This window comes from Humibacillus xanthopallidus, assembly GCF_006716675.1.
GTDB classification, from domain to species: domain Bacteria; phylum Actinomycetota; class Actinomycetes; order Actinomycetales; family Dermatophilaceae; genus Humibacillus; species Humibacillus xanthopallidus_B.
In genome coordinates, this window is record NZ_VFPM01000003.1 from 112432 (window position 1) to 130492 (window position 18061).

At 70.4% G+C, this 18061-nt stretch carries 16 protein-coding genes and 1 pseudogene; 14 read left to right on the forward strand and 3 right to left on the reverse strand.

Translation table 11 applies throughout. The annotated features are described in order from the left end of the window. Nucleotides 1–191: 191 nt before the first annotated feature. Nucleotides 192–3401: a S8 family serine peptidase gene (locus FBY41_RS15690; protein ID WP_260439831.1), complete on the reverse strand. Its 3210-nt coding sequence runs from the start codon at nucleotides 3399–3401 to the stop codon at nucleotides 192–194. 431 nt (nucleotides 3402–3832) lie between these two features. Here FBY41_RS15690 and FBY41_RS15695 point away from each other — a divergent pair, with 431 nt between their 5' ends. After that, nucleotides 3833–4549, forward strand: coding sequence for an FMN-dependent NADH-azoreductase (locus FBY41_RS15695; protein WP_141845246.1), 717 nt, complete (start codon nucleotides 3833–3835; stop codon nucleotides 4547–4549). Between the two features lie 293 nt (nucleotides 4550–4842). On the opposite strand, the gene FBY41_RS15700 is transcribed toward FBY41_RS15695, so the two are convergent. Continuing rightward, on the reverse strand, nucleotides 4843–5463 hold the full coding sequence (locus FBY41_RS15700; protein WP_141845247.1) for a GyrI-like domain-containing protein: 621 nt from the start codon (nucleotides 5461–5463) through the stop codon (nucleotides 4843–4845). A 328-nt stretch (nucleotides 5464–5791) separates the two neighbouring features. On the opposite strand from FBY41_RS15700, the gene FBY41_RS15705 reads away from it, so the two are divergent. After that, nucleotides 5792–6487 (forward strand): GOLPH3/VPS74 family protein, encoded by a 696-nt coding sequence (locus FBY41_RS15705; protein WP_141845248.1) that lies wholly within the window; start codon nucleotides 5792–5794, stop codon nucleotides 6485–6487. Between the two features lie 279 nt (nucleotides 6488–6766). After that, entirely contained in the window at nucleotides 6767–7294 is a 528-nt protein-coding gene (locus FBY41_RS15710; protein WP_185749103.1) for a DedA family protein, read from the forward strand. Nucleotides 7295–7352: 58 nt separating this feature from the next. Here the strand turns inward: FBY41_RS15710 and FBY41_RS23475 are convergent, their stop codons facing one another. Further along, a complete protein-coding gene (locus FBY41_RS23475) occupies nucleotides 7353–7529 on the reverse strand; it encodes a hypothetical protein (RefSeq protein WP_185749104.1) in 177 nt (58 codons plus the stop codon). Nucleotides 7530–8083: 554 nt separating this feature from the next. Here FBY41_RS23475 and FBY41_RS15715 point away from each other — a divergent pair. From FBY41_RS15715 to FBY41_RS15760, 11 genes and pseudogenes are all read left to right on the forward strand, one after another. Further along, complete coding sequence (locus FBY41_RS15715; protein ID WP_141845250.1) at nucleotides 8084–8905, forward strand: hypothetical protein; 822 nt, start codon at nucleotides 8084–8086, stop codon at nucleotides 8903–8905. 69 nt (nucleotides 8906–8974) lie between these two features. After that, the gene (locus tag FBY41_RS15720; protein WP_141845251.1) at nucleotides 8975–9178 is read left to right on the forward strand and encodes a hypothetical protein; all 204 of its coding nucleotides are present in this window, start codon (nucleotides 8975–8977) and stop codon (nucleotides 9176–9178) included. Next, the gene (locus FBY41_RS15725; protein ID WP_141845252.1) at nucleotides 9175–10023 is read left to right on the forward strand and encodes a hypothetical protein; all 849 of its coding nucleotides are present in this window, start codon (nucleotides 9175–9177) and stop codon (nucleotides 10021–10023) included. The genes FBY41_RS15720 and FBY41_RS15725 overlap by 4 nt, the downstream gene beginning before the upstream one ends. Further along, a complete protein-coding gene (locus FBY41_RS15730; RefSeq protein ID WP_141845253.1) occupies nucleotides 10020–10331 on the forward strand; it encodes a hypothetical protein in 312 nt (103 codons plus the stop codon). Before FBY41_RS15725 ends, FBY41_RS15730 begins: the two co-directional genes overlap by 4 nt. After that, nucleotides 10331–11356 carry a hypothetical protein gene (locus FBY41_RS15735; RefSeq protein WP_141845254.1) on the forward strand — a complete coding sequence of 342 codons (1026 nt, stop codon included), beginning with the start codon at nucleotides 10331–10333 and terminating at the stop codon, nucleotides 11354–11356. The genes FBY41_RS15730 and FBY41_RS15735 overlap by 1 nt, the downstream gene beginning before the upstream one ends. A gap of 2 nt (nucleotides 11357–11358) precedes the next feature. Then, the gene (locus tag FBY41_RS15740) at nucleotides 11359–12846 is read left to right on the forward strand and encodes a type IV secretion system protein (RefSeq protein WP_141845255.1); all 1488 of its coding nucleotides are present in this window, start codon (nucleotides 11359–11361) and stop codon (nucleotides 12844–12846) included. 17 nt (nucleotides 12847–12863) lie between these two features. Then, a pseudogene (locus FBY41_RS24180) lies at nucleotides 12864–14442 on the forward strand (SCO6880 family protein). Between the two features lie 100 nt (nucleotides 14443–14542). Further along, a complete protein-coding gene (locus FBY41_RS23620; protein WP_221629314.1) occupies nucleotides 14543–15490 on the forward strand; it encodes a hypothetical protein in 948 nt (315 codons plus the stop codon). 113 nt (nucleotides 15491–15603) lie between these two features. Then, nucleotides 15604–16023, forward strand: coding sequence for a hypothetical protein (locus FBY41_RS23625; protein WP_221629315.1), 420 nt, complete (start codon nucleotides 15604–15606; stop codon nucleotides 16021–16023). Nucleotides 16024–16050: 27 nt separating this feature from the next. Then, complete coding sequence (locus tag FBY41_RS15755; protein WP_141845256.1) at nucleotides 16051–17679, forward strand: peptidoglycan DD-metalloendopeptidase family protein; 1629 nt, start codon at nucleotides 16051–16053, stop codon at nucleotides 17677–17679. A 14-nt stretch (nucleotides 17680–17693) separates the two neighbouring features. After that, nucleotides 17694–18017 (forward strand): hypothetical protein, encoded by a 324-nt coding sequence (locus tag FBY41_RS15760; protein ID WP_141845257.1) that lies wholly within the window; start codon nucleotides 17694–17696, stop codon nucleotides 18015–18017. Nucleotides 18018–18061: the final 44 nt, after the last annotated feature.

Here is an 18061-nt window from a genome sequence, read left to right on the forward strand (position 1 = left end):
GCGTCGACCGGTGCCGTGCCGTGCCGTGCCGGCTCCGGCGTCGATTGTCCATCCGAATGGGCTGCGCCATCGATCAGGCTGCGGGCGTACCGGTGAGTGGGATCACGCCGGGGGCGGCAGCGAGCACGAAGGGCCTCGCCAGATTGTTCCGGCGAGGCCCTTCCTTGTGGTTGCGGCGGCCGAGTTGGGCGCTAGGGGGTGATGGTTTCTATGACGACGTCGCCGCTGCCGACCAGGATGTTGGTGTCGGTGCGCACTTGGACGTTGCCGAGCAGGACCCGACCGGCGGCTGGGGCCGCGTTGGCGGTCACGGTGCCGGGCACTGTCCACGACGATCCGGCCGGGCGGAGCGCGTTGGCGTCGGTGACGGCGGCGGCGCCGAACGCCGCGTTGGTGAACACGTCGACGTAGTTGAACGTGGTCGACCCGGACGGGACGGCGTAGCCGTCGACGAGGGTCACCCAGGTGCCGGCTGCTGGGTTGGTGATCGTCACGGACTCCTCGCTGTCTCCGTCGGCTGACTGTCCCGCGAGCACGCATGAGCCGCTGGTGCAGTTGTAGACGTAGAGGTCGAGGTCGGCTCCGGTGTCGCTGGTGGAACCGATGGTTGCCCTCAGCGATGTCGAACCGGCCGTGACGACAAATCCGCGCTGCTGCTGAGCACCGTTGGCGATGGTCGGAGTCAGCACCTTGGCGCTGCCCAAGGTGGTCCCGACGGCGCGGCCGGTGAAGGCGCCGAAGCCGTTGGTCAGGGTGTAGCTGCGCGCCACCGGGGTCCCGATGGTCGCGGAGGCGATGGTGTCAGGGTTGGGTGTGACGCTCGCGCCGAGGATGGAGGCGGTGAGGGTGTAGGGAGCGTTCTCGGCGTCGGAGGTGCGCCGGGCCTCGACGGTGACCTCCCAGACGCCGGCTTGCGGGTTGCTGGTGGTGCGGCTGGTCGGCGACCCGGTTGAGCAGCCGCCCGAGGTCGGGGTGTAGCAGCTGAGCGAGGAGTTGTCGTCGATGGCGACGCCGTAGGGGTGGAACCGCAGGAACCGGATCTGCCCAGCACCGGGGGTGGTGCCACCGCCGACAAGGTCGACCTTGAACGCCGGCGTGTTCGCGGGCACCTTGAAGAAGTAGCTGGTCACCTGGTTGCGACCGATGGTTCCCGAGTGCGCCACGGTGTAGTCGTTGGCAGCCGTGAAGGCCTCTGCCGCGACAACAGTGTTCAGGGTCTGCTTCTCGATGCCGGGCGTGGACGGATCGTCCAGGTTGAGGATGGCCGAGTGGGTACCGGCCTTGGTCGGGTGGACGCTGACGGCCACAGTGGTTGGGGTGTTGAGGGGCAGCGCCACGGATGCCGGCGACTCGAACGTGCCGTCGTTGCCCGTCCAAGCCAGGTTGTAGGTCCGGCTGCCGCCGCCACCCGTGGTGCGGGTGAAGGTGTAGGTGCGCGTGTAGCTGTCGCCGGCCGCCACTCCCTCCCGGTCGAAGATGCCTTCGCCTCGACCCGGCGTTGCGAGGAACCCCGACAGGATCGTGTGGACCTCGACGGAGGAGCTGATGTCGACCGGCTTGAGGTTGGTCTTGAGCAGCTCCCAGGCAGCGCCGACGTTGATCAGGCCGTTGCCCTGCTCGTAGGCGCCGTAGCGGTCGAGCTGGCGGGCGGAGGAGGTCAGGGCTTCGCGCAGCTGCGCGGGTTTGCTCTGCACTCCGGCTTGCTTGGCGGCGCTGACGAGCAGCGCACCGGCGCCGGCGGCCTGTGGGGACGCCATGGAGGTGCCCTGCAGCATCGAGTAGCCGGCCGGGAGGGTGTAGGTGCCGGGCACCGGTGAGGAGGTCTCCCACATCGGGGTGGTGGAGATCGCGGCGCCGGGCGCGACGATCTCGGGCTTGAAGCCGCCGTCCTCGCGGGGGCCGCGGGAGGAGAAGCCGTGCAGGTTGTCGACATAGGTGGAGTCGGAGCCGTAGTTCTTCTGCCACGTCTCCTTGCTGATGTAGGAGCCGACCGCGAGCACCTTGGAGGCGGCGGCTGGGTCACCGATGGTGTTGAGGCCGGACCCGTTGTTGCCGGCGGAGATGAACATCTGGACGTTGTACTGGTCGATCAGCCGGTTGTAGAGGACGGCTCGGGTGTTGTTGCCGTCGTTGAGCGCGGGCAGTCCGCCGATGGACATGTTGATGACGTCGACGTTGCCCTGCTTGGCGATGAACGTCATGCCTTCGATCAGGGCGTGTGAGGTGCACCCGGTGATGAACATGCAGACGCGCACGGACTTCAGCTTGGCGCCGGGGGCGGCGCCTGACATGGCGCCCCCGAACATCTGGTTCGCTGCGGTGATGCCGGCGACGTGGGTGCCGTGTTCGCCTGAGACGATGCCGATGTTGACGACCTTGTTCTTGCCGTCGGTCTGCACGACGAAGGGCATCGACTCGCGGACGGCGGTGGCCGGGTTGTCGGTGCCGAAGTGGCCGACGTCGAACTTCTTGGCGTAGTCGGTCAGGACCTGGTCGTTGCTCAGGTTGTTGTCCTGGTTGGTGTCGACCCGGACGGTGCCCGCGGCGGGGTCCCACAGGACGGCGAACTTGTCGGTGCTGTCGCCGTCGCGGTTGACGTCGCTGCCAACCTCCCCTCCCAGGCGCGGGTCGCCCTCGTTGAAGAGCGCGATCCGGTAGCTCCCGGCTGGTGCGACGTAGCTGCCGCCGTTGAAGGTGAAGTTCGGCCCGGTGACTTGGGTGGACATGTTCAGCCATGTCGGGTCGTCGTCGGTGATTGGGTCGGTGGCGGTGACCCAGTCGGTGATCTTGCGTTCCCCGGTGGTCGTCGTGGCCAGGGCCGGGTGGTCGAGGTCGATGCCGGAGTCGACGATGCCGATGGTGGTGCCTCGGCCGTCCCATGTCGGGTGAGCCGCGGTGAAAGCGGCCGCACCTGTGTCGCGAATCGGCATGTAAGGGTTGTCCCGAGGAGTGTCAGGACCGGGTGGCGTCTGGGGGGTGGCGGGTTGCGAGCCCTGGGGCGTCGGGTCGTCGAGCGGGATGACCTCGTCGAGGTCGGCAGCGACGATGCCGCTCAGGTTGGCGGCGGTCTGGGCCTTGTCGATCGGCACGACGGCGCGGATGTAGCTGATGTCGCTGTCCGCCTTGCTGATGACCGCGCCCAAGGACTTCAGAGCGCTGGTCACGGAGCTGTTCTGCCCGGGGACAGCGGCGATGAGCAGCGTCACCGTGGGTGAGCCGTTGGCGCGGGCTGTGGCGAGCAGCTCGCGATCATGCTTGCCCAGCTGGGACGCCTTCGCAGGGCTCGCCGCGGCGCTGGGCGCCGCGAGCGCCTGGGGGGCGGTCAGGCCGCCGGCCGCGATCACCCCGAATGCCGAGAGAGCCACCGCCGTACGCATGCTGAAGCCTTGGATCTTGCGCATGAATCCACCTGTCGGTTGGTGAGGTCCGGCCCCCGTTCCGAACGCTTGAGGCTATCGGCGCCCGTGTCCGGCCGGTGGAGATACGACGATTCAATTCTGGCGAGCGATCGTTTGGCCGAACAGACGAAGCCGCCGGCCTGGACGCCGCGCACGGTGGTGCTGTCGGCCGTGGACCGCGAGGTTCTTGGGCTTTAGCGCCCACTTCGTTGCATGCCCAGCGTTGCCCGTGGGGGATGTTCGGCACGCACCGGCGGGAAGCCCCGGCCCAGGCTGGTGTTGAGGGGAAAAGTTCGGAACGGTCATTTCAGGCAACAGGCGTCCAGTCCCCGTTGCCGCCATACGCTTGCATCAGCGCGCTCTGCCTGGCGCGACTCTGTGGATGCCGCCGCCAGCTGAGTCGAGAGGCTGCACCCACAGATGGAGCGACCCACATGAAGCTGCTGCACATCAACGCATCCCCTCGGGGGGAGAAGTCCAACACCGAGCGTGTCGCGGCGGCATTCTTGGCAAGCCTGAAGGAGCACCACGCTCATGCCCAGGTGGACACCGTGGATCTCTACAACGACGACCTGCCGGCCATCGCGGGGGACAACATCGAGGCGAAGTACACGCTCATGGTCGGCCGGCCGATCAGCAGGGACCACGCCGAGTCGTGGGCGCAGATCGAGCGCGCCATCGAACACTTTCTGTCCGCCGACGCGTACCTGCTCGCCACCCCCATGTGGAACTTCAGCATCCCCTACGCCCTGAAGTACTACATCGACTGCATCATCCAGCCCGGATACGTCTTCCGCTACAACGAGATCGGGCAGGCCGTGCCGTTGGTCCACGGCAAGAAGATGATCGTGGTGTCCTCGCGTGGAGGGGACTACTCGCCCGGGTCGCCGATGAACGCCTTCGACTTCCAGGAGCCCTACCTGCGCGCCATCTTCGGGTTCATCGGTGTCACCGACGTCGAGTTCATCACGGCGCAGCCGATGGACATCACGCCCGAGATCCGCGAGCAGGCACTCGGTGTGGCCATCGACCGCGCCCGGATGCTGGCCAGCCGCCCAGACTGGGCCTCGGTCACCGCGGACCGGTTACGGGTCAACCCGCTGGGGCTGAAGCCACAGCCCCTCGTGGACGAGCCTGAGGGGGCTCTCTAGCACCCAAGCCTTGGCTGCGGCCGCTGCACCTGGATGCACCCCGTGTGGGGTGTTCTGGTTGACGCTTGCGGCGCGTAGCCGAGGAGCCGCACCGCTCAGGTTCTGCGATTGCCTCGTCCGTTTCCTGCGGGACTCCAGGACAAGCCGCCCAGACAACGGCGACGCGGGTCACTAGCGAGCTGCCTCCCAGGTCGACGCTGGCCACGGTCGTGGAGGACTCGCCCGTGACGCGCTGGATCTGTCCGGCGAAGCTTAGAGACACGTCGGTCACGCCGTCAGCGAGAGCCATCGTTCTAAGGCCCGGTGTAGGGCTGTCGGATGATGGTGCGCAGGGTATTGGGGGCTGAGCGGCGTGGGTCGCCGAGGTAGATCTCGTGGTGTTTGTGGCGATGACCGTCGAAGGCGAACCCGTGCTCTCGGATGAAGTCGTGCAGCTTCGCGGTCGTGGTCGCCTCGGTAGCGTACGGCCCGACGTGCAGCACCTGCGCGGCGGGGCCTTCCTCGAAGGAGATCAGCCCCAGCCCGGCAGCAGCGGGCAGCGACTTCTTGGCGGCCGCCTCGTGCGCGAGGTGCGCGAGCCGGTCGTCGGTGACGGACTCGGGTTGGCGGATCATCAGGGTCCAGTGCCAGTGCGACCTGTCGCCGGTCAGGAAGGTGCTCAAGTCCTCGGCCCACCAGAGTCCTTCCAGCGCGGAGACGGTGAAGTCTGGCCCTCCGACCTTCTTGACGTCGAACTTGGCTGCGTAGGACACGGAGTACAGCGCCTTGACCGCAGCCGCGTACGGAGGGCTCGTGTTGGGGTCGCCGTAACCGTCCAGGCACAAGAACCTCAGGCAGGGCACCTGCACGAGCCGCGGTGTGGTCGTGGCGCGGTACAGAAGTTCGATGCGATGGCCATCGTGCGTGGACGTCAAGGCAACCTCCTCGGTCCCAGCTGGTGCGCTCCGTCCGCCCCCGAGTGGGTCACGGCCCGCGGGCGGTCACGAGCATCGTCTCGCCGCGCAGGGAACCGACCCAGTGCCAGAGGTCCCGCCTCCACGGGGCGACTGGCGTTGAGGGACGTTCGGCCCTGAGGTTCGCCTGGACCCGAGCGAAGGATGAGGAGGAGAGGGGATTGGAGTGCAGACCACGGTGCTCACTGACCTGCACAGCGAAGCCCCGGTTGGGCCCGCGTACCCGTTCCTGGGTAGCCATGCACGACACGAACCCGCTGAACGCGGAGACCAAGGAGTTGACCGAGTCATGACCTCCTCATACGTATGGCCGCTCCCGGCGGAGCTGCTCCTGCTCATGCTCGACGATGAGGGCAGGCTGCGAGTCGACTCCACCAAACGCAAGGCGGCGGTGGCCGGTGCCGCCGTCCTGCAGCTGGTCCTCGACGGCGTCCTCGACCTCGAGCCCGGAGAGCCGAGCCGAGCCCGTCTGGTCGCACGACCTGGCGTGGCTGCGCCGCAGTCCGGAGTGCTCGAGCAGGCACGGGACCGGGCCGTCGGCCACACGCCTAAGGACGCGGTCGCCCGGATCGGCGGAGCATCCGACTGGAAGGGCAGAGCCAACGACATCCAGGAGTGCGTCCTCGAGGAGCTGGCCGCAGCGCGTGTGCTCGAGCGTTTCCAGCACCGGCAACTGCGCGTGTTCACGTCCACTTCCTGGCCCATACGCCGACCCGAGGTGCGCTCCGACATCCAGGCGCGGATCGCGGCCGTCCTCGACGGTGCTCAGCCCGACCCCCTCACGGCCGCCCTGGTCGGAATCCTGAACGCCATCGACCTGCTGCCCAAGCTCTTCCCCCAGCGGGACAAGAAGACGATGCGGCATCTGGCCGAGCAGATCGGTGAACTCGGCTGGGGCGCAGAGGCAGTCGCACAGGCCGTCAGGCAGGTCCAGGCCGCGGTGATCGCCTCCATCGTCGTCTCCACGACTGCCGCCACCAGCTGACCCTCGGCGACTCGGACGCCCCAGAGCCGCGGTCGCCGCATAGGGTGACGCGGTGGCCAGCACAGCCGCCGCCAGCACGATCGTCGGGAGGGCTCGCCCCGCGGACACCCGGCCACCGACCAGGCGCGGTCCGGGCCCGAACGCACCGAGGTGTCGCCCTGAATGGCTTTCTGCTTGCACTGCTCGCGCCTCTGGGGCCGTTCGCCCTGCTGCTCATGGCGGGTCGCTTTCGCCGAGTCCGGGCTCCTTGCCGGCTTCCTCCTGCCAGCCGACACACTCTTGGTCAGTGCCTGCGTCCTCGTCGCCGCGGGCGCGCTGCAGCTGCCCGTGTGGCTCTCTCTGGTCGCTGTCACCCTGGCCGCGACCGCCGGTGACCAGGTGGCCTATCTGCTGGGCCGGCGTCTGGGCCCCGGGCTGCAGCAGGTCCGCGGGTCGCGGTTCATCTCGCCCGAGCGCCTCGACGGGGCCCGCCGGCTCTTCGACCGGCACGGGGCGAAAGCCGTTGTCCTGTCACGGTTCATGCCGCCGGCCCGCACCCTCACTCCCGTCCTGGCCGGCGTCGCCGGCATGGATCGACGGCGGTTCCTGGTCCACAACCTCGCCGGCGCCACGTTATGGGCTGTGGTGATGTTCGGCGGAGGCTCCTGGCTCGGCGTCATCCCGGCGGTGTCCGGCAACCTCGGGCTGATCCTGCTTGCCGTCCTGGTCATCTCCGCCATACCCGCCCTCGTCTCCCTGCTCAGCCCCCGGTCCCGTAGATGGCCACAGAGCGAGCCTTGCGTTTCCCGCAGCGGGTCGTGGGGTTGACAAGCGCGCGACCGATGGCCGACCCACTGGTCCCACGGACGCCCGGTGTTGGGAGGGTTCACTTTCCCTGTCTGGTGCGCGAGCGGACCCGGTCCACAACCACCAGTGCGATGCCCACCGCGATGACGAAAATCCAGAGGCCCGGTGCGCCGATTTCTGTCGCGAGCAGGAAGGCCCCACCCAGCATCAAGACCACCGCGATCCACAGCACCGGCTTCATCTCGGTACCTCTCATGAGGCCATCGTGTCTCTCTCCGGTGCCCGAGCTGTAGAGCCGTTGGTCCCAAGGCTGCAGGCAAGAGCGGGAGGCTGCAGGAACCACCACCGGCAGGCGATGCGGACGCGGGTCCGTCCGGCTCGACTCGAGGATGAGTGATCGCCCGCCCCATCTCGCGGCGCTGCGCAGCTGCACCAAGCCACGCATCACGTCGAGCAGCGGCCGGCCGAGTCCGCGAGTCAGGTCTTCCGCCGGGAGCTCCCGGCGATGCGCCTCGATGCCACGTGCTCGCCTGATGGGAGCGGTAGGTCTCTCCGGCGTAGACCTGGGCCGCCTTGTCATCGACCCGTCCGGCCCTAACGGCTCGCGGTTGCACGTCGTCATCCCCGACAACACCCGCACGCATCGGCACCTTCAGATTCTTGGGGTACGTCGCATCGTCGCAGGTCAGGGTGTTGTACCCCCTTCGCCGGGGACCCGTACCCCCGCTGCGACGGCCCTGGTGGGTGACGTTCCCGGGGACGTCTGAGAGCGACCTTCCTGCCGTGTCTACACGGCGGAAGGAGCTCATGATGAGTGTCGCGACGCAGCTGGGTCTGGGTGACCCGGAGAGTCATGTCCTGGCAATGGCCCGGTCTCGGTGGCCCGGCTGGGTGTCGGCCCACCCGGTGCTCGGGGTGGTGGAGGACCTGCTGGAGCTGCCGGCGTGGTTGCGGCAGGCCGATCGCGATGACGCCGACATGGTGCTGTTGACGTTGGCGGAGCTGTCCTCGCCCGAGGGCGGGGACGATGTCGCCGCGACTGGGGCTCTGGCGTGGGTGCTGCTTCCCGGGGTGAGTCTGTTGGCTTCCCGGATGTTCACGCTGTCCCCGCGGATCGACCAGATGCTGGCGGCCGCGCTGTGGATGGAGGCTCGGACCTTCCGGTGGCAGCGGGGGCACCGGGTCGCGGCCAACGTCTTGATGAATGCTCGCAAGGCGGTCATGCGCGACCTCGGTGTCGGGGCGGCGGCGGACCCGACGTGGGCGCGGACCATCCCGGTCGCGCCCACCGAGAGGATCTGGGAGGCCATGCCGGCCGAGCCCTCCGAGAGCGCCGAGACTCCAGAGACCTCGGCGCAGCAGGAGCTGGCCGAGCTGCTGGACTGGGCGAGCGCCGGCGGCGTCATCACCGACGAGGACCGGTCCCTGCTGGTCGACGTCGCGCAGACCGCTGACCGGCAGCGGACCGTGAGGTCGGGGCGCGGCCACGCGGGGCTGCTCGGCAACGACGTCTCCGCCGAGGTCGCCGGGCGGCGGGGAGTCGCCGCGATCACGGTGCGCCGGCACACCAGCCGCGCCATCCAAGCCCTGCGGGACGCGGTGGGTGCCACGACCGCGCAGGTCCCGGCGTGACCAGTGACCGCCAGCCGGGGCGGGCGGGCTTTAGGCGGCGAGGTGATGACAGTGACCGTGCGAGAAACCGTGACAGAGACAGACCCGACAGACGCCGAGCGCCTGATGGACCTCGCCAGCACGGAGGTGGCGACGATCGACGAGTTCGCTGCGTGTGTCGAGCGTCTGCACGAGGTGCAGCGCGCCAAGGTGGCGCTCTCACGGCTCGACTCCGAGGCACTTCGGCAGGCCCTCGACGCGCGCCGCAGAGCGTTCGATGGAGGAGCGTCGTGACCACCACTCCCGGCCCGCGCCGGGCGGTGAGCACTGACGAGCTGAAGCGGGCGTGGCTGGCCGTCCAGTCCGGCCAGTTCCGCAGCGGCAGCCACCTCCGGCGTGCGACCTCGCGCCGGCCTGGCACGTCGACGCCCGATGTGGTGTGGGAGCCGACCGAACCGGTCCTGCCGGTCATCGGTTGCCACGGCGGCGCCGGCGCCACCACCGTCGCCGTCGCAGTCGCGACGGCCGCCGGAGCCGCGCGGGTCATCGAGTGCGCCACCGCCACCGCCTCAGGCCTGGCCGCGGCACCCACCGCGGAGCTGGGCCACACCGGAACCGGCTGGTCGCAGGGCCGCCGCGACCGGGTCCTGCTCGAGCGCATCACCGCGAACGTCACCGGCCCGCAGGACGTGCCACGGCCGACCGAGCCGACACGACCTGTGGGTCTGAACGTCCTTGACGTCTCGTGGGAGCTCGGTCAGCTGCTGGTCGGGTCGTGCTGGCTGGCCGACCAGGTTCGCCGCGTGCCCGTGGTCATCGCGGTCACCTCGGCGACCGTGCCGGGCCTGCGCCGCCTCGAGGGCGTACTCGCCCTGCTCGATGACCACGACGTGGCGGACGTGGTCGCGGGTGTGGTCGGTCCCAGGCGCGGCCGCTGGCCGCGCGGGGTCGCAGCGTCCGTGGGCCGCAGGACGCGGGAGCTGGACCGGTGCGGCCGGCTCGTCGACGTCCCGACCGACACCGGGCTGGCCGCTCGAGGCCTCGACTCCCAGCCGCTCCCGCCGGCGCTGCTCAGCGCGGCGGCCACCCTGCTCCGGCTCGCCCAGGCCGACACCCACGAGAAGGACCTCCCATCATGAACGCCACCACCGCCCAGAACGCGGCGGCCGCGTATGCCGCCCTGCCGCACAAGGTGTGCCCGGTGGCCCCACCGGGCGCCCAGGTCTACGCCGACCAGCTCATGGGCTACGTGCTGTGGGGCGTCGGGATCCTCTTCACCCTCGGGATCGTGGTCGGCATCGGCGCCGTCGTCGGCGGCCGCATCTTCGGCATGCCGCACGCGAGCAAGGCCGGCGTCGTCGGCCTCGCGATGGTGTTCGTGGCCGTCATCGGCTACCTCATCCTCCCGGGGATCGTCAGCGCCATGACCGGCAACGGGTGCGTCTGATGCGACCCACCATCCGACCTCCCGCTCGATCCGCTGATCTGCACGACGGCGCAGCGGGCGGCTGGGACCGGCGACGCTTGCTGACCGTTCTCGCGGGCGGTGTGCTGGCTGCGCTCGTCTTCCTCGTCGGCCTGGGATTGGCGGTCTACTACGCGCTCGGTTCCCTCGGCGCATCCCCCTCACCCGGATCCCCGGCCATCGGGGAAACCACTCGAGCCGAGATCCCCGGCGATGCCGGTCGCGACGTGCCAGCCGGCCCGGCGAGGGGGCAGGCGTACCGCGACCGTGTCGCCGCCGCACCGATGCTCGATGTCGACCCGGACAGTGCCCGACGAGGCGTCCCCTCGGCCCACCCGGCCCCGACGCTGCTCGTCCCGGCGGTGACGCGGACCGGGCCCGCGGACGTCCCGACCGGCTTCCCGCACACCACGGCAGGTGCGGTGGCCCAGCTCGCCGCGATCGAATCCACCGTCCTGCAAGGCATGTCCATCCCGCAGGTCAACGACGTCCACCACCGATGGACCCGAACCGGGGCCGTCGCGGTGGCCGACTGGCCGCTCACCCGCAACGTCCAGGCCTTCCTCGCCGCCGCCCGACAAGGGCAGAGCAAGGACACTTTGGTGACGGTCACGGTCACCCCGGTCGCCGGGATGGTCAAGGGCGTCGAGGGCGACGACTGGGTGCTCGCCTGCGTCCTGCTCGACGTGCAGGCCGTGATCACAACCGACGCGCGGGTCGCCTACGGCCACTGTGAACGCATGCAATGGACCGACGGGACCGATGGAGCGGGGGATCCGGGGGGACCTGGGACAAGTGGGGGCCGGTGGATGATCGCTCCCGGACCAAGCCCAGCACCGGCGCCGTCGACGTGGCCGGGCACCGACCTGGCCATCAAGGCGGGGTGGCGGACCTGGGTCGACACCGCCCCCGCACCCGACGCCCGTCCCGACACTGGTGCTGCGCCCGTCGCGGCGCCTGGGTCTGCACCCGCTGCCGGGGCGGCTGCCGGAAGCGCGAGGTCCTGAGCATGCTCGACCCGTTCTCCTACCTCGCGTCGGCTGCCGGCAAGGTCATCGCCGACGGCTGGACGGCCGCGATGCTCGGCCTGTGGAACGCCGGCCTGTGGCTGCTCAAGCTCGTCCTGGGCATCGTCGACGACTTCACCACCCCGGACCTGAGCGAGGGCGGCCCCGCCGGGTCGCTCTACCGGGTGACGTCCTGGATCGGGCTGAGCCTCATGCTCATCCTCACGGTGGCACAGCTCGGGATCGCCGCCTTCCGCCGAGACGGCCGCAGCGTCGGGCAGGTGCTCGTCGGCACCGGCCAGTTCCTGCTCGTGTGGGTCGCCTGGATCGGCTACGGCATCGCGGTCCTCGCCGCCTGCGGCGGCCTGACCAAGGCCCTCATGACCACGCTGCTCCACGTCGACAGCTGGGCGCAGTTCAGCCCCCTCGGCAGCCCGATCGACGTCGCCGACATCTCCGACGGCACCGTCGCCACCGTTCTCGGGCTGATGGGCATCGTGCTGGTCTTCGCCGCCATCGGGCACCTACTCGTCCTGCTGACCCGCGCCGGGGCGCTCATGGTCCTGGCCGCGACGACACCGATCTCCGCCGCCGGGCTGTCCTCCGACTTCGGGCGCAGCTGGTTCTGGAAGAGCTTCCGCTGGTTCCACGCCGCCGCGTTCACCCCGGTCCTGATGGTCCTCGTCCTCGGGGTAGGGGTGCAGATGACCTCCGGGGTCGCCACCGGGATGACCGACGACCTGCAGAAGGCCATCGGCACCGCCGTTCCGGGCGTCATCCTCATCTGCATCGGCTGCGCAAGCCCGCTCGCCTTGTTCAAGCTGCTCGCGTTCACCGACCCGGGCACCTCCTCCGGCGCCGCGCTCCGCGCCGGGATGGCCGCCCAAGGCGGCCTGAGCGGAGTCCTCGCCCGCAAGAGCAGCGCAGGCGACTCCACGTCGACGGCGGCCTCGAGCACGGACGAGCACGGACGCTCCCAGGCCGAGGGCGCCGGTGAGAGCTCCACCAGCAGCCGCTTCGGCGGCCTCGCCGCAGCCGGTCTGGGTCTGGTCGCGACCGTCGGCGCCAGGGGAGCGGCGATGGGCGCCGACCTGACCAACCAGATGGGCGTCGGGGACTCCAGCTACGTCCCGGACTTCAGCTCCGACCGCCGCAACAACCAGCAGCGCAACCAGCAGCCCAACCAGCGGCGCGACGACGACAACCCAGCGGTCAACGGCGCCGACGGCAACGGGACCGACGGCAGCAACGGCAGTGGCCGCACCGGCGGTACGGATGGCAGAGGTCAGCCCTCGTCCCCGAGCACACCGTCCATGCCCGCAACGCCGTCGGGGACCGGCCCCGGCGCGAAGGGGATGTCCGAAGGCAGCGGGAGCAGCGGGATACCGGCTGGTACTGCGGGCGCTGCTGGTGGCGCCGGCGCTGCGGGCGCCGCCGGTGGAACAGGTGGAGCGGCTGCCGCGAGCGCTGTGCCCGCCGTCCCGGCATAAGAGAGAGGGAGCGTGTCATGGGTGTCATCTACTCCGACTACTCGAGGGCCCGGATCGGGTGGTTCTTCGGCCTGTCCGGGTGGCAGCTGACCACGGTCGCGCTGACCTTCCTGCCGATCGCGTGGGCGATGCAGCAGACGGCGTGGACCTCGGTTGCCCTCTTCACGCTGCTGTGGGCGGTCATCGTGCTGGTGACGGTCACGCCGGTCCGTGGACGGTCGGCGATGGGCTGGGTCTTCGCGTCGCTGTCGTTCGCCGTCGGGGGCCTCGCCGGGTGGACCCGGTTCCGGTCGAAAGCCTCAACGGGAGAGGCGGATTCGCTCGAGGAGCCGGACCTGCCGGGGGTGCTCCAGGGTGTCCGGATCCACGACGGCCCCCCGCGCGGCGCCACCTCCAGCAGGACCGCGATCATCCAGGACCACCGCTGCCGGACGTGGGCGCTGACCGCGTCTGTGATCCACCCCGGCATCGGCCTGGCCGAACTGGACCAGCGCGAACGACTCGGCGCCGGGCTGGGGGAGCTGCTCGACCTCGCCGCCCGGACCGAGCTGATCGACGCGGTCGTGTTCCTGGTGCGGACCGTCCCGGAGGACGGCGCCGAACGCGACCAGTGGATCGCCAGGCACCGCCGCGCCACCGGACCCCAGGCATCCCGTCAGGTCAACGATGAGCTGCAGGCGAACCTCACCCGGGCCAGCGTCCGGACCGAGGCGTTCGTCACCGTCGTCGTTCCCGAGGGCCGGCTCGCCCGGGAGGCCAAGGAGTCCGGCGGCGGCCTCGACGGCCGCGCCCGCGTGCTCTACAGCCTCGCCGACGAGATCGAGGCGCAGCTGCGCGGCGGCATGGGGATGACCAGCGTCGCCTGGCTCACCAGCCCAGAGCTGGCGCTGGCCTGCCGCACCGGCTTCGCGCCCGGTGACCGGGCCGGAATCATCGACGCCCTCGCCGGCCGCGACACCAACCCCACCGCTGACACCACCACCACGTCTCAGGGCAACCCAGCGACCAACCGGGCGACCAACCCTGGGACCAACCCTGGGACCAACCCGGGGATCAATGCGGATGTGCCGTGGGCGATGGCCGGGCCTTCCGGGGCGGACCCGGCCGTGCGGCACTACAGCCACGACGCGTGGAACTCGATCTCCTCGACGGTGAAGCTGCCCGTCCGGGGCGCCGCGATGGGAGCCCTCGCGCCCGACCGCGCCGGGGGAGCGGCGCTCCTTCATGGTCTGCTACCCGATCCTGACGCAGTCGGTCGCGAACCGGCAGAGCGCCACGAGCGAGTGGGCCGCCGACATCGGCGACGAGCTGCGGCACCGGGCCAAGGTCAAGAAGCGGGCCAAGGCGAGCGAAGAGAGCGAGAAGGTCCGTCGCCTCGACGCGAAGCTCGCCCGCGGCAACAGCCTCACCCGCCCGTATGCCGTCGTCACTGTCACCGTCGCCAAGACCGCCCGGGTTTCCGCGTTCGGGCGCGACCTGGACGCGTCCGTGCGGCGGGCCGGATTCGCCCCGTTGCGGCTCGACCTCGCCCAGGACGTCGCGTTCGCCGCGTCGACCGCCCCGCTCGGGGTCAGCCTCACCCGACGAGCCGATTGAAGGGGGGCGGACTGACATGAAACCGCGCGACATGAATCCCTTTGACGTGAGGTCGATCGACGTGAGCAAACGGCGCGGTCGGGGCGGCGAGGGTAGGGATATGTCGCGACTTCTGTCGGACTTCGGACACGAGCTGCCCTCCGCCGCACCCGCCCTGCACCCGCCCAAGGACGCCCGGCTGTTCCGGCACGTCCCGCCGCGGGGGGCCCGCCGCCCCGGCCGGGGGTGGGCATCAGGGGCGGCGCCGGTCTCGACCTGGAGGATGACCTCCGAGCAGGCGCCGGTGCTGTGGCCGTTCATCTCCACCCCCGGGCTGCCGCCGACCGGAGCGCAGATGGGGATCGACCTGCTCTCCGGCGGATCGTTCTACGCCGACCCGCTCGGCTGGGTCCTCGACGACACCGTCCCGGTGACCAACCCCAACATCTTCAGCCTCGGCAAACCTGGCCGCGGCAAGTCCGCCACGACCAAGGCGTTCTGTCTGCGGATGATGGACTTCGGCTACCGGGTCCTCGTGCTCGGCGACCCGAAGGACGAGTACGAGCCGCTGTGCCGCTTCCTCGACGTGGAACCGTTCGCGATCGGGCACGGCCTGCCGGCGCGGATCAACCCGCTCGCGTTCGGGCCACTGATCACCGGCTGGGACCAGCTCAGCGCCGAGGCCGCTCAAGGTCGCGCGGCGATCGTGTTCGCCCGCTGGCTGACCCTCGTCCGGGGGCTCGTCGGCTCCCAACGCATCGGGGAGCACCGGGTGCCGTTCGGGCCCACCGACGAGGTCGTCGTCAAGGCCGCCTTGGCGCACCTGACCGGTTACGCCCACGGCAACACCCGGATGCGGGAGACGACCATCCCGCACCTGTGGCGGCTGCTCGACGCCCCGACGAGCGAGCTGGTCGCGCAGTGCCGGTACGCCGACGAACGACATTTCCTGGACGACACCCGGATGCTGCGGGACGCGCTCGGGCAGCTCGTCTCCGGGGCGCTGGCCGGCCTGTTCGATGACCACACGAGCATCGACTGGACTGGGCCGCCCCGATCCAGTCGCTGAGCCTGTCCCGGCTCGAACCCCTTGGTGACGAGGCTGTCGGCATCGCGCTGACCTGCCTCAACTCGTGGGGCCGCGGGATGCGGGAGCTCGCAGCGCCCGGGGATGTGCGGGTCGTGGTCCGAGACGAGTCGTGGAAGCAGCTGCGGCTCGGGCCGGAGGCCGTCAAGAGCTTCGACGCGGACCTGCGCCTGTCCCGACGCGACGGGGACGTCCAGTTCGCGATCGCCCACAAACCCTCGGACCTGCTCTCCGCCGGTGACAGCGGATCGCAGGCCGTCGCGATCGCCAAGGACCTGCTGCACCTGGCCGACATCAAGATCCTGCACGGGCAGGACCGGGCCGTCGCGGCCGAGCTCGAGACGATGCTCGGCCTCGGCCCGATCGCCCGCGACCTCGTCACGGGCTGGGCGATGCAGGGCAAGGGCCGCGCCCTGTGGTGCGTCGGCGACCAGCACTACAAGGTCGCCACCGTCCTGCACCCGATCGAACGGAAGCTTACGTTCACGAACCAGGCCCTCGAAGCCGCGGGCTGAAAGGCACTGGTAGTGAAGAAGATTGCCGTGATCCTGCTGCCCCTGGTTCCGCTGGCCTGCATCCCTATCGCGGCCGCGGTGCTGGTGATGGCGGTCGCCGGCCCGGCGGCAGGGGAGCAGCTGAGGACCGTCGCTTGCGGCACCGGGATCCCAGGGACGGGGGAGTGGCGGCCACCGTTCACCCAGGCGTATACCGTCAGCCGGCGCGGTTTCGGGCGCGAGTTCCACCCCATCCACCTGCGGTGGGAGCACCACTCCGGGCAGGACCTCGTCTCCCAGCCCGGGCCCGGCCCGGTCGTCGCGATCGGCCCCGGCCGTGTCGCCTTCGCGGGGGTCTCCCGGGGCGGCTACGGCAACTATGTCGACGTCGCGCACGCCGGCGGGGTCACCAGCAGGTACGCCCATCTGGCCCGGATCGACGTCCGGCAGGGGCAGCCCGTCAGGGCGGGCGAGCGGCTCGGGTTCGAGGGCAGCACCGGCACCAGCACCGGCAACCACCTGCACCTCGAGATCCTCGTGCGCGGGGTCGCGACCGACCCCGTCCCGTGGATGCTCTCGCACGGCGCACCCCTCAACGGCAAAGCCGTCACAGCCGGCACGACCGTCACATCAGCAGCCGCCGCCGGAGGAAGAGGGGCAGGCAACGGCGCGGCGACTGGGAGAGCGGGAGACTCAGTTGACACGGTGATGGAGGGCGGGATCGGGTTCGGGCTTCCCGCGCCCGGCAGCCCGCGGCAGGCGTCGCTGCGCAACCAGCCCCTGCCGATACCCGCCAAGGTGAAGGCGCTCTACCAGGCTGCGGCCGCGAGGTACGCGATCCCGTGGACGCTGCTCGCCGGCATCGGCATGGAGGAGACCGGGCACGGGCGCACCACCGCCACCTCGAGCGCCGGCGCGCAAGGGCTCATGCAGTTCATGCCGGCCACGTTCGCGGCGGTCGGTGTCGACGGCGACGGCGACGGTCTCGTCGACATCCGCAACGACGCCGACAGCATCACCTCCGCCGCGAACTACCTTGTGCGTTCCGGCGTCACCGACGGACCCGACGGCGTCACCAAGGCCCTGTATGCGTACAACCACGCCAGCTGGTACGTCAACGACGTCCTGCACTACGCCCACGCGTACGGCGGCGGCATCGTCCTCGGAGACCCAACCGGATGCGACGGCCCGGTCGACGGGAACGGCGGCGGCGGCGGCGACGCCTCGCTGCCGCCGCTGACCAGCGACCGGGTGCGGCAGCTGCTGCAGTGGGCCGGCAGCCAGGCCGGCGACGCGTACGTCATGGGCGCCAACGGCCCTGACGCGTGGGACTGCTCCTCCCTCGTCCAGACAGCGTTCGCGCGGATCGGGATCAGCATGCCCCGCACCGCCGGCGCGCAGCGGGCCTGGCTGGCCAAGGGCAACGGCTTCCGCATCAGGCCCGGGACGGAGCGGCCCGGCGACGTCATCTTCTGGGACTCCTACCTCGGCCCGTCCCGGATCGGGCACGTGATGCTCGTGTGGGACCCCGCGACCCGGACGACCATCGAGGCCAGGTCGAGATCCCTCGGAGTCAGGCACTTCTCCTATGCCGGCGGGCCGAGCCACCACATCTTCGAGATCTGGCGGGTCGGCAACATGGCCGACCACCCGACCGTGACCAAGGGGCTGAGGTGACTCAGGTGACCCGGATGAGCAACATCCCCGACGAGTCGGCCGACGACCCCAGGCAGCCCGCACCGTGGGAGCTGTCCTGCGACACCGCGCTGGATGCCCCGGTGGACCCAGATGGGAGTGGCAACGAGACCGAATCGACGCCACGCGAACCCGGCCCGTCCGACCCGGCGTTCCACTGGCACAGCGCCGTCCGGGCTCGCGGCTGGGCGCAGCCCACCCTCGACGGCAGCAACGGCGGGCAGGACCCGGCGGCCTGGCTGTGGCGCCACCAACGCCTCCACGAAACGCCCGGACGGTCCGCAGCCACGCAAGAAGGGCGAGACCGGCCGCGGCGGTGAACGCCCACCCGGGCGCAGACGGCTTTGGTCGGTGAAGGAGACCC

Coding starts and splice junctions, on each gene's coding strand:
- FBY41_RS15690 (WP_260439831.1), bottom strand. CDS start 3,401: ATGCGCAAGATCCAAGGCTTCAGCATGCGTACGGCGGTGGCTCTCTCG.
- FBY41_RS15735 (WP_141845254.1), top strand. CDS start 10,331: ATGCGACCCACCATCCGACCTCCCGCTCGATCCGCTGATCTGCACGAC.
- FBY41_RS15730 (WP_141845253.1), top strand. CDS start 10,020: ATGAACGCCACCACCGCCCAGAACGCGGCGGCCGCGTATGCCGCCCTG.
- FBY41_RS15715 (WP_141845250.1), top strand. CDS start 8,084: ATGAGTGTCGCGACGCAGCTGGGTCTGGGTGACCCGGAGAGTCATGTC.
- FBY41_RS15760 (WP_141845257.1), top strand. CDS start 17,694: ATGAGCAACATCCCCGACGAGTCGGCCGACGACCCCAGGCAGCCCGCA.
- FBY41_RS15695 (WP_141845246.1), top strand. CDS start 3,833: ATGAAGCTGCTGCACATCAACGCATCCCCTCGGGGGGAGAAGTCCAAC.
- FBY41_RS15740 (WP_141845255.1), top strand. CDS start 11,359: ATGCTCGACCCGTTCTCCTACCTCGCGTCGGCTGCCGGCAAGGTCATC.
- FBY41_RS23620 (WP_221629314.1), top strand. CDS start 14,543: ATGTCGCGACTTCTGTCGGACTTCGGACACGAGCTGCCCTCCGCCGCA.
- FBY41_RS23475 (WP_185749104.1), bottom strand. CDS start 7,529: ATGAGAGGTACCGAGATGAAGCCGGTGCTGTGGATCGCGGTGGTCTTG.
- FBY41_RS15705 (WP_141845248.1), top strand. CDS start 5,792: ATGACCTCCTCATACGTATGGCCGCTCCCGGCGGAGCTGCTCCTGCTC.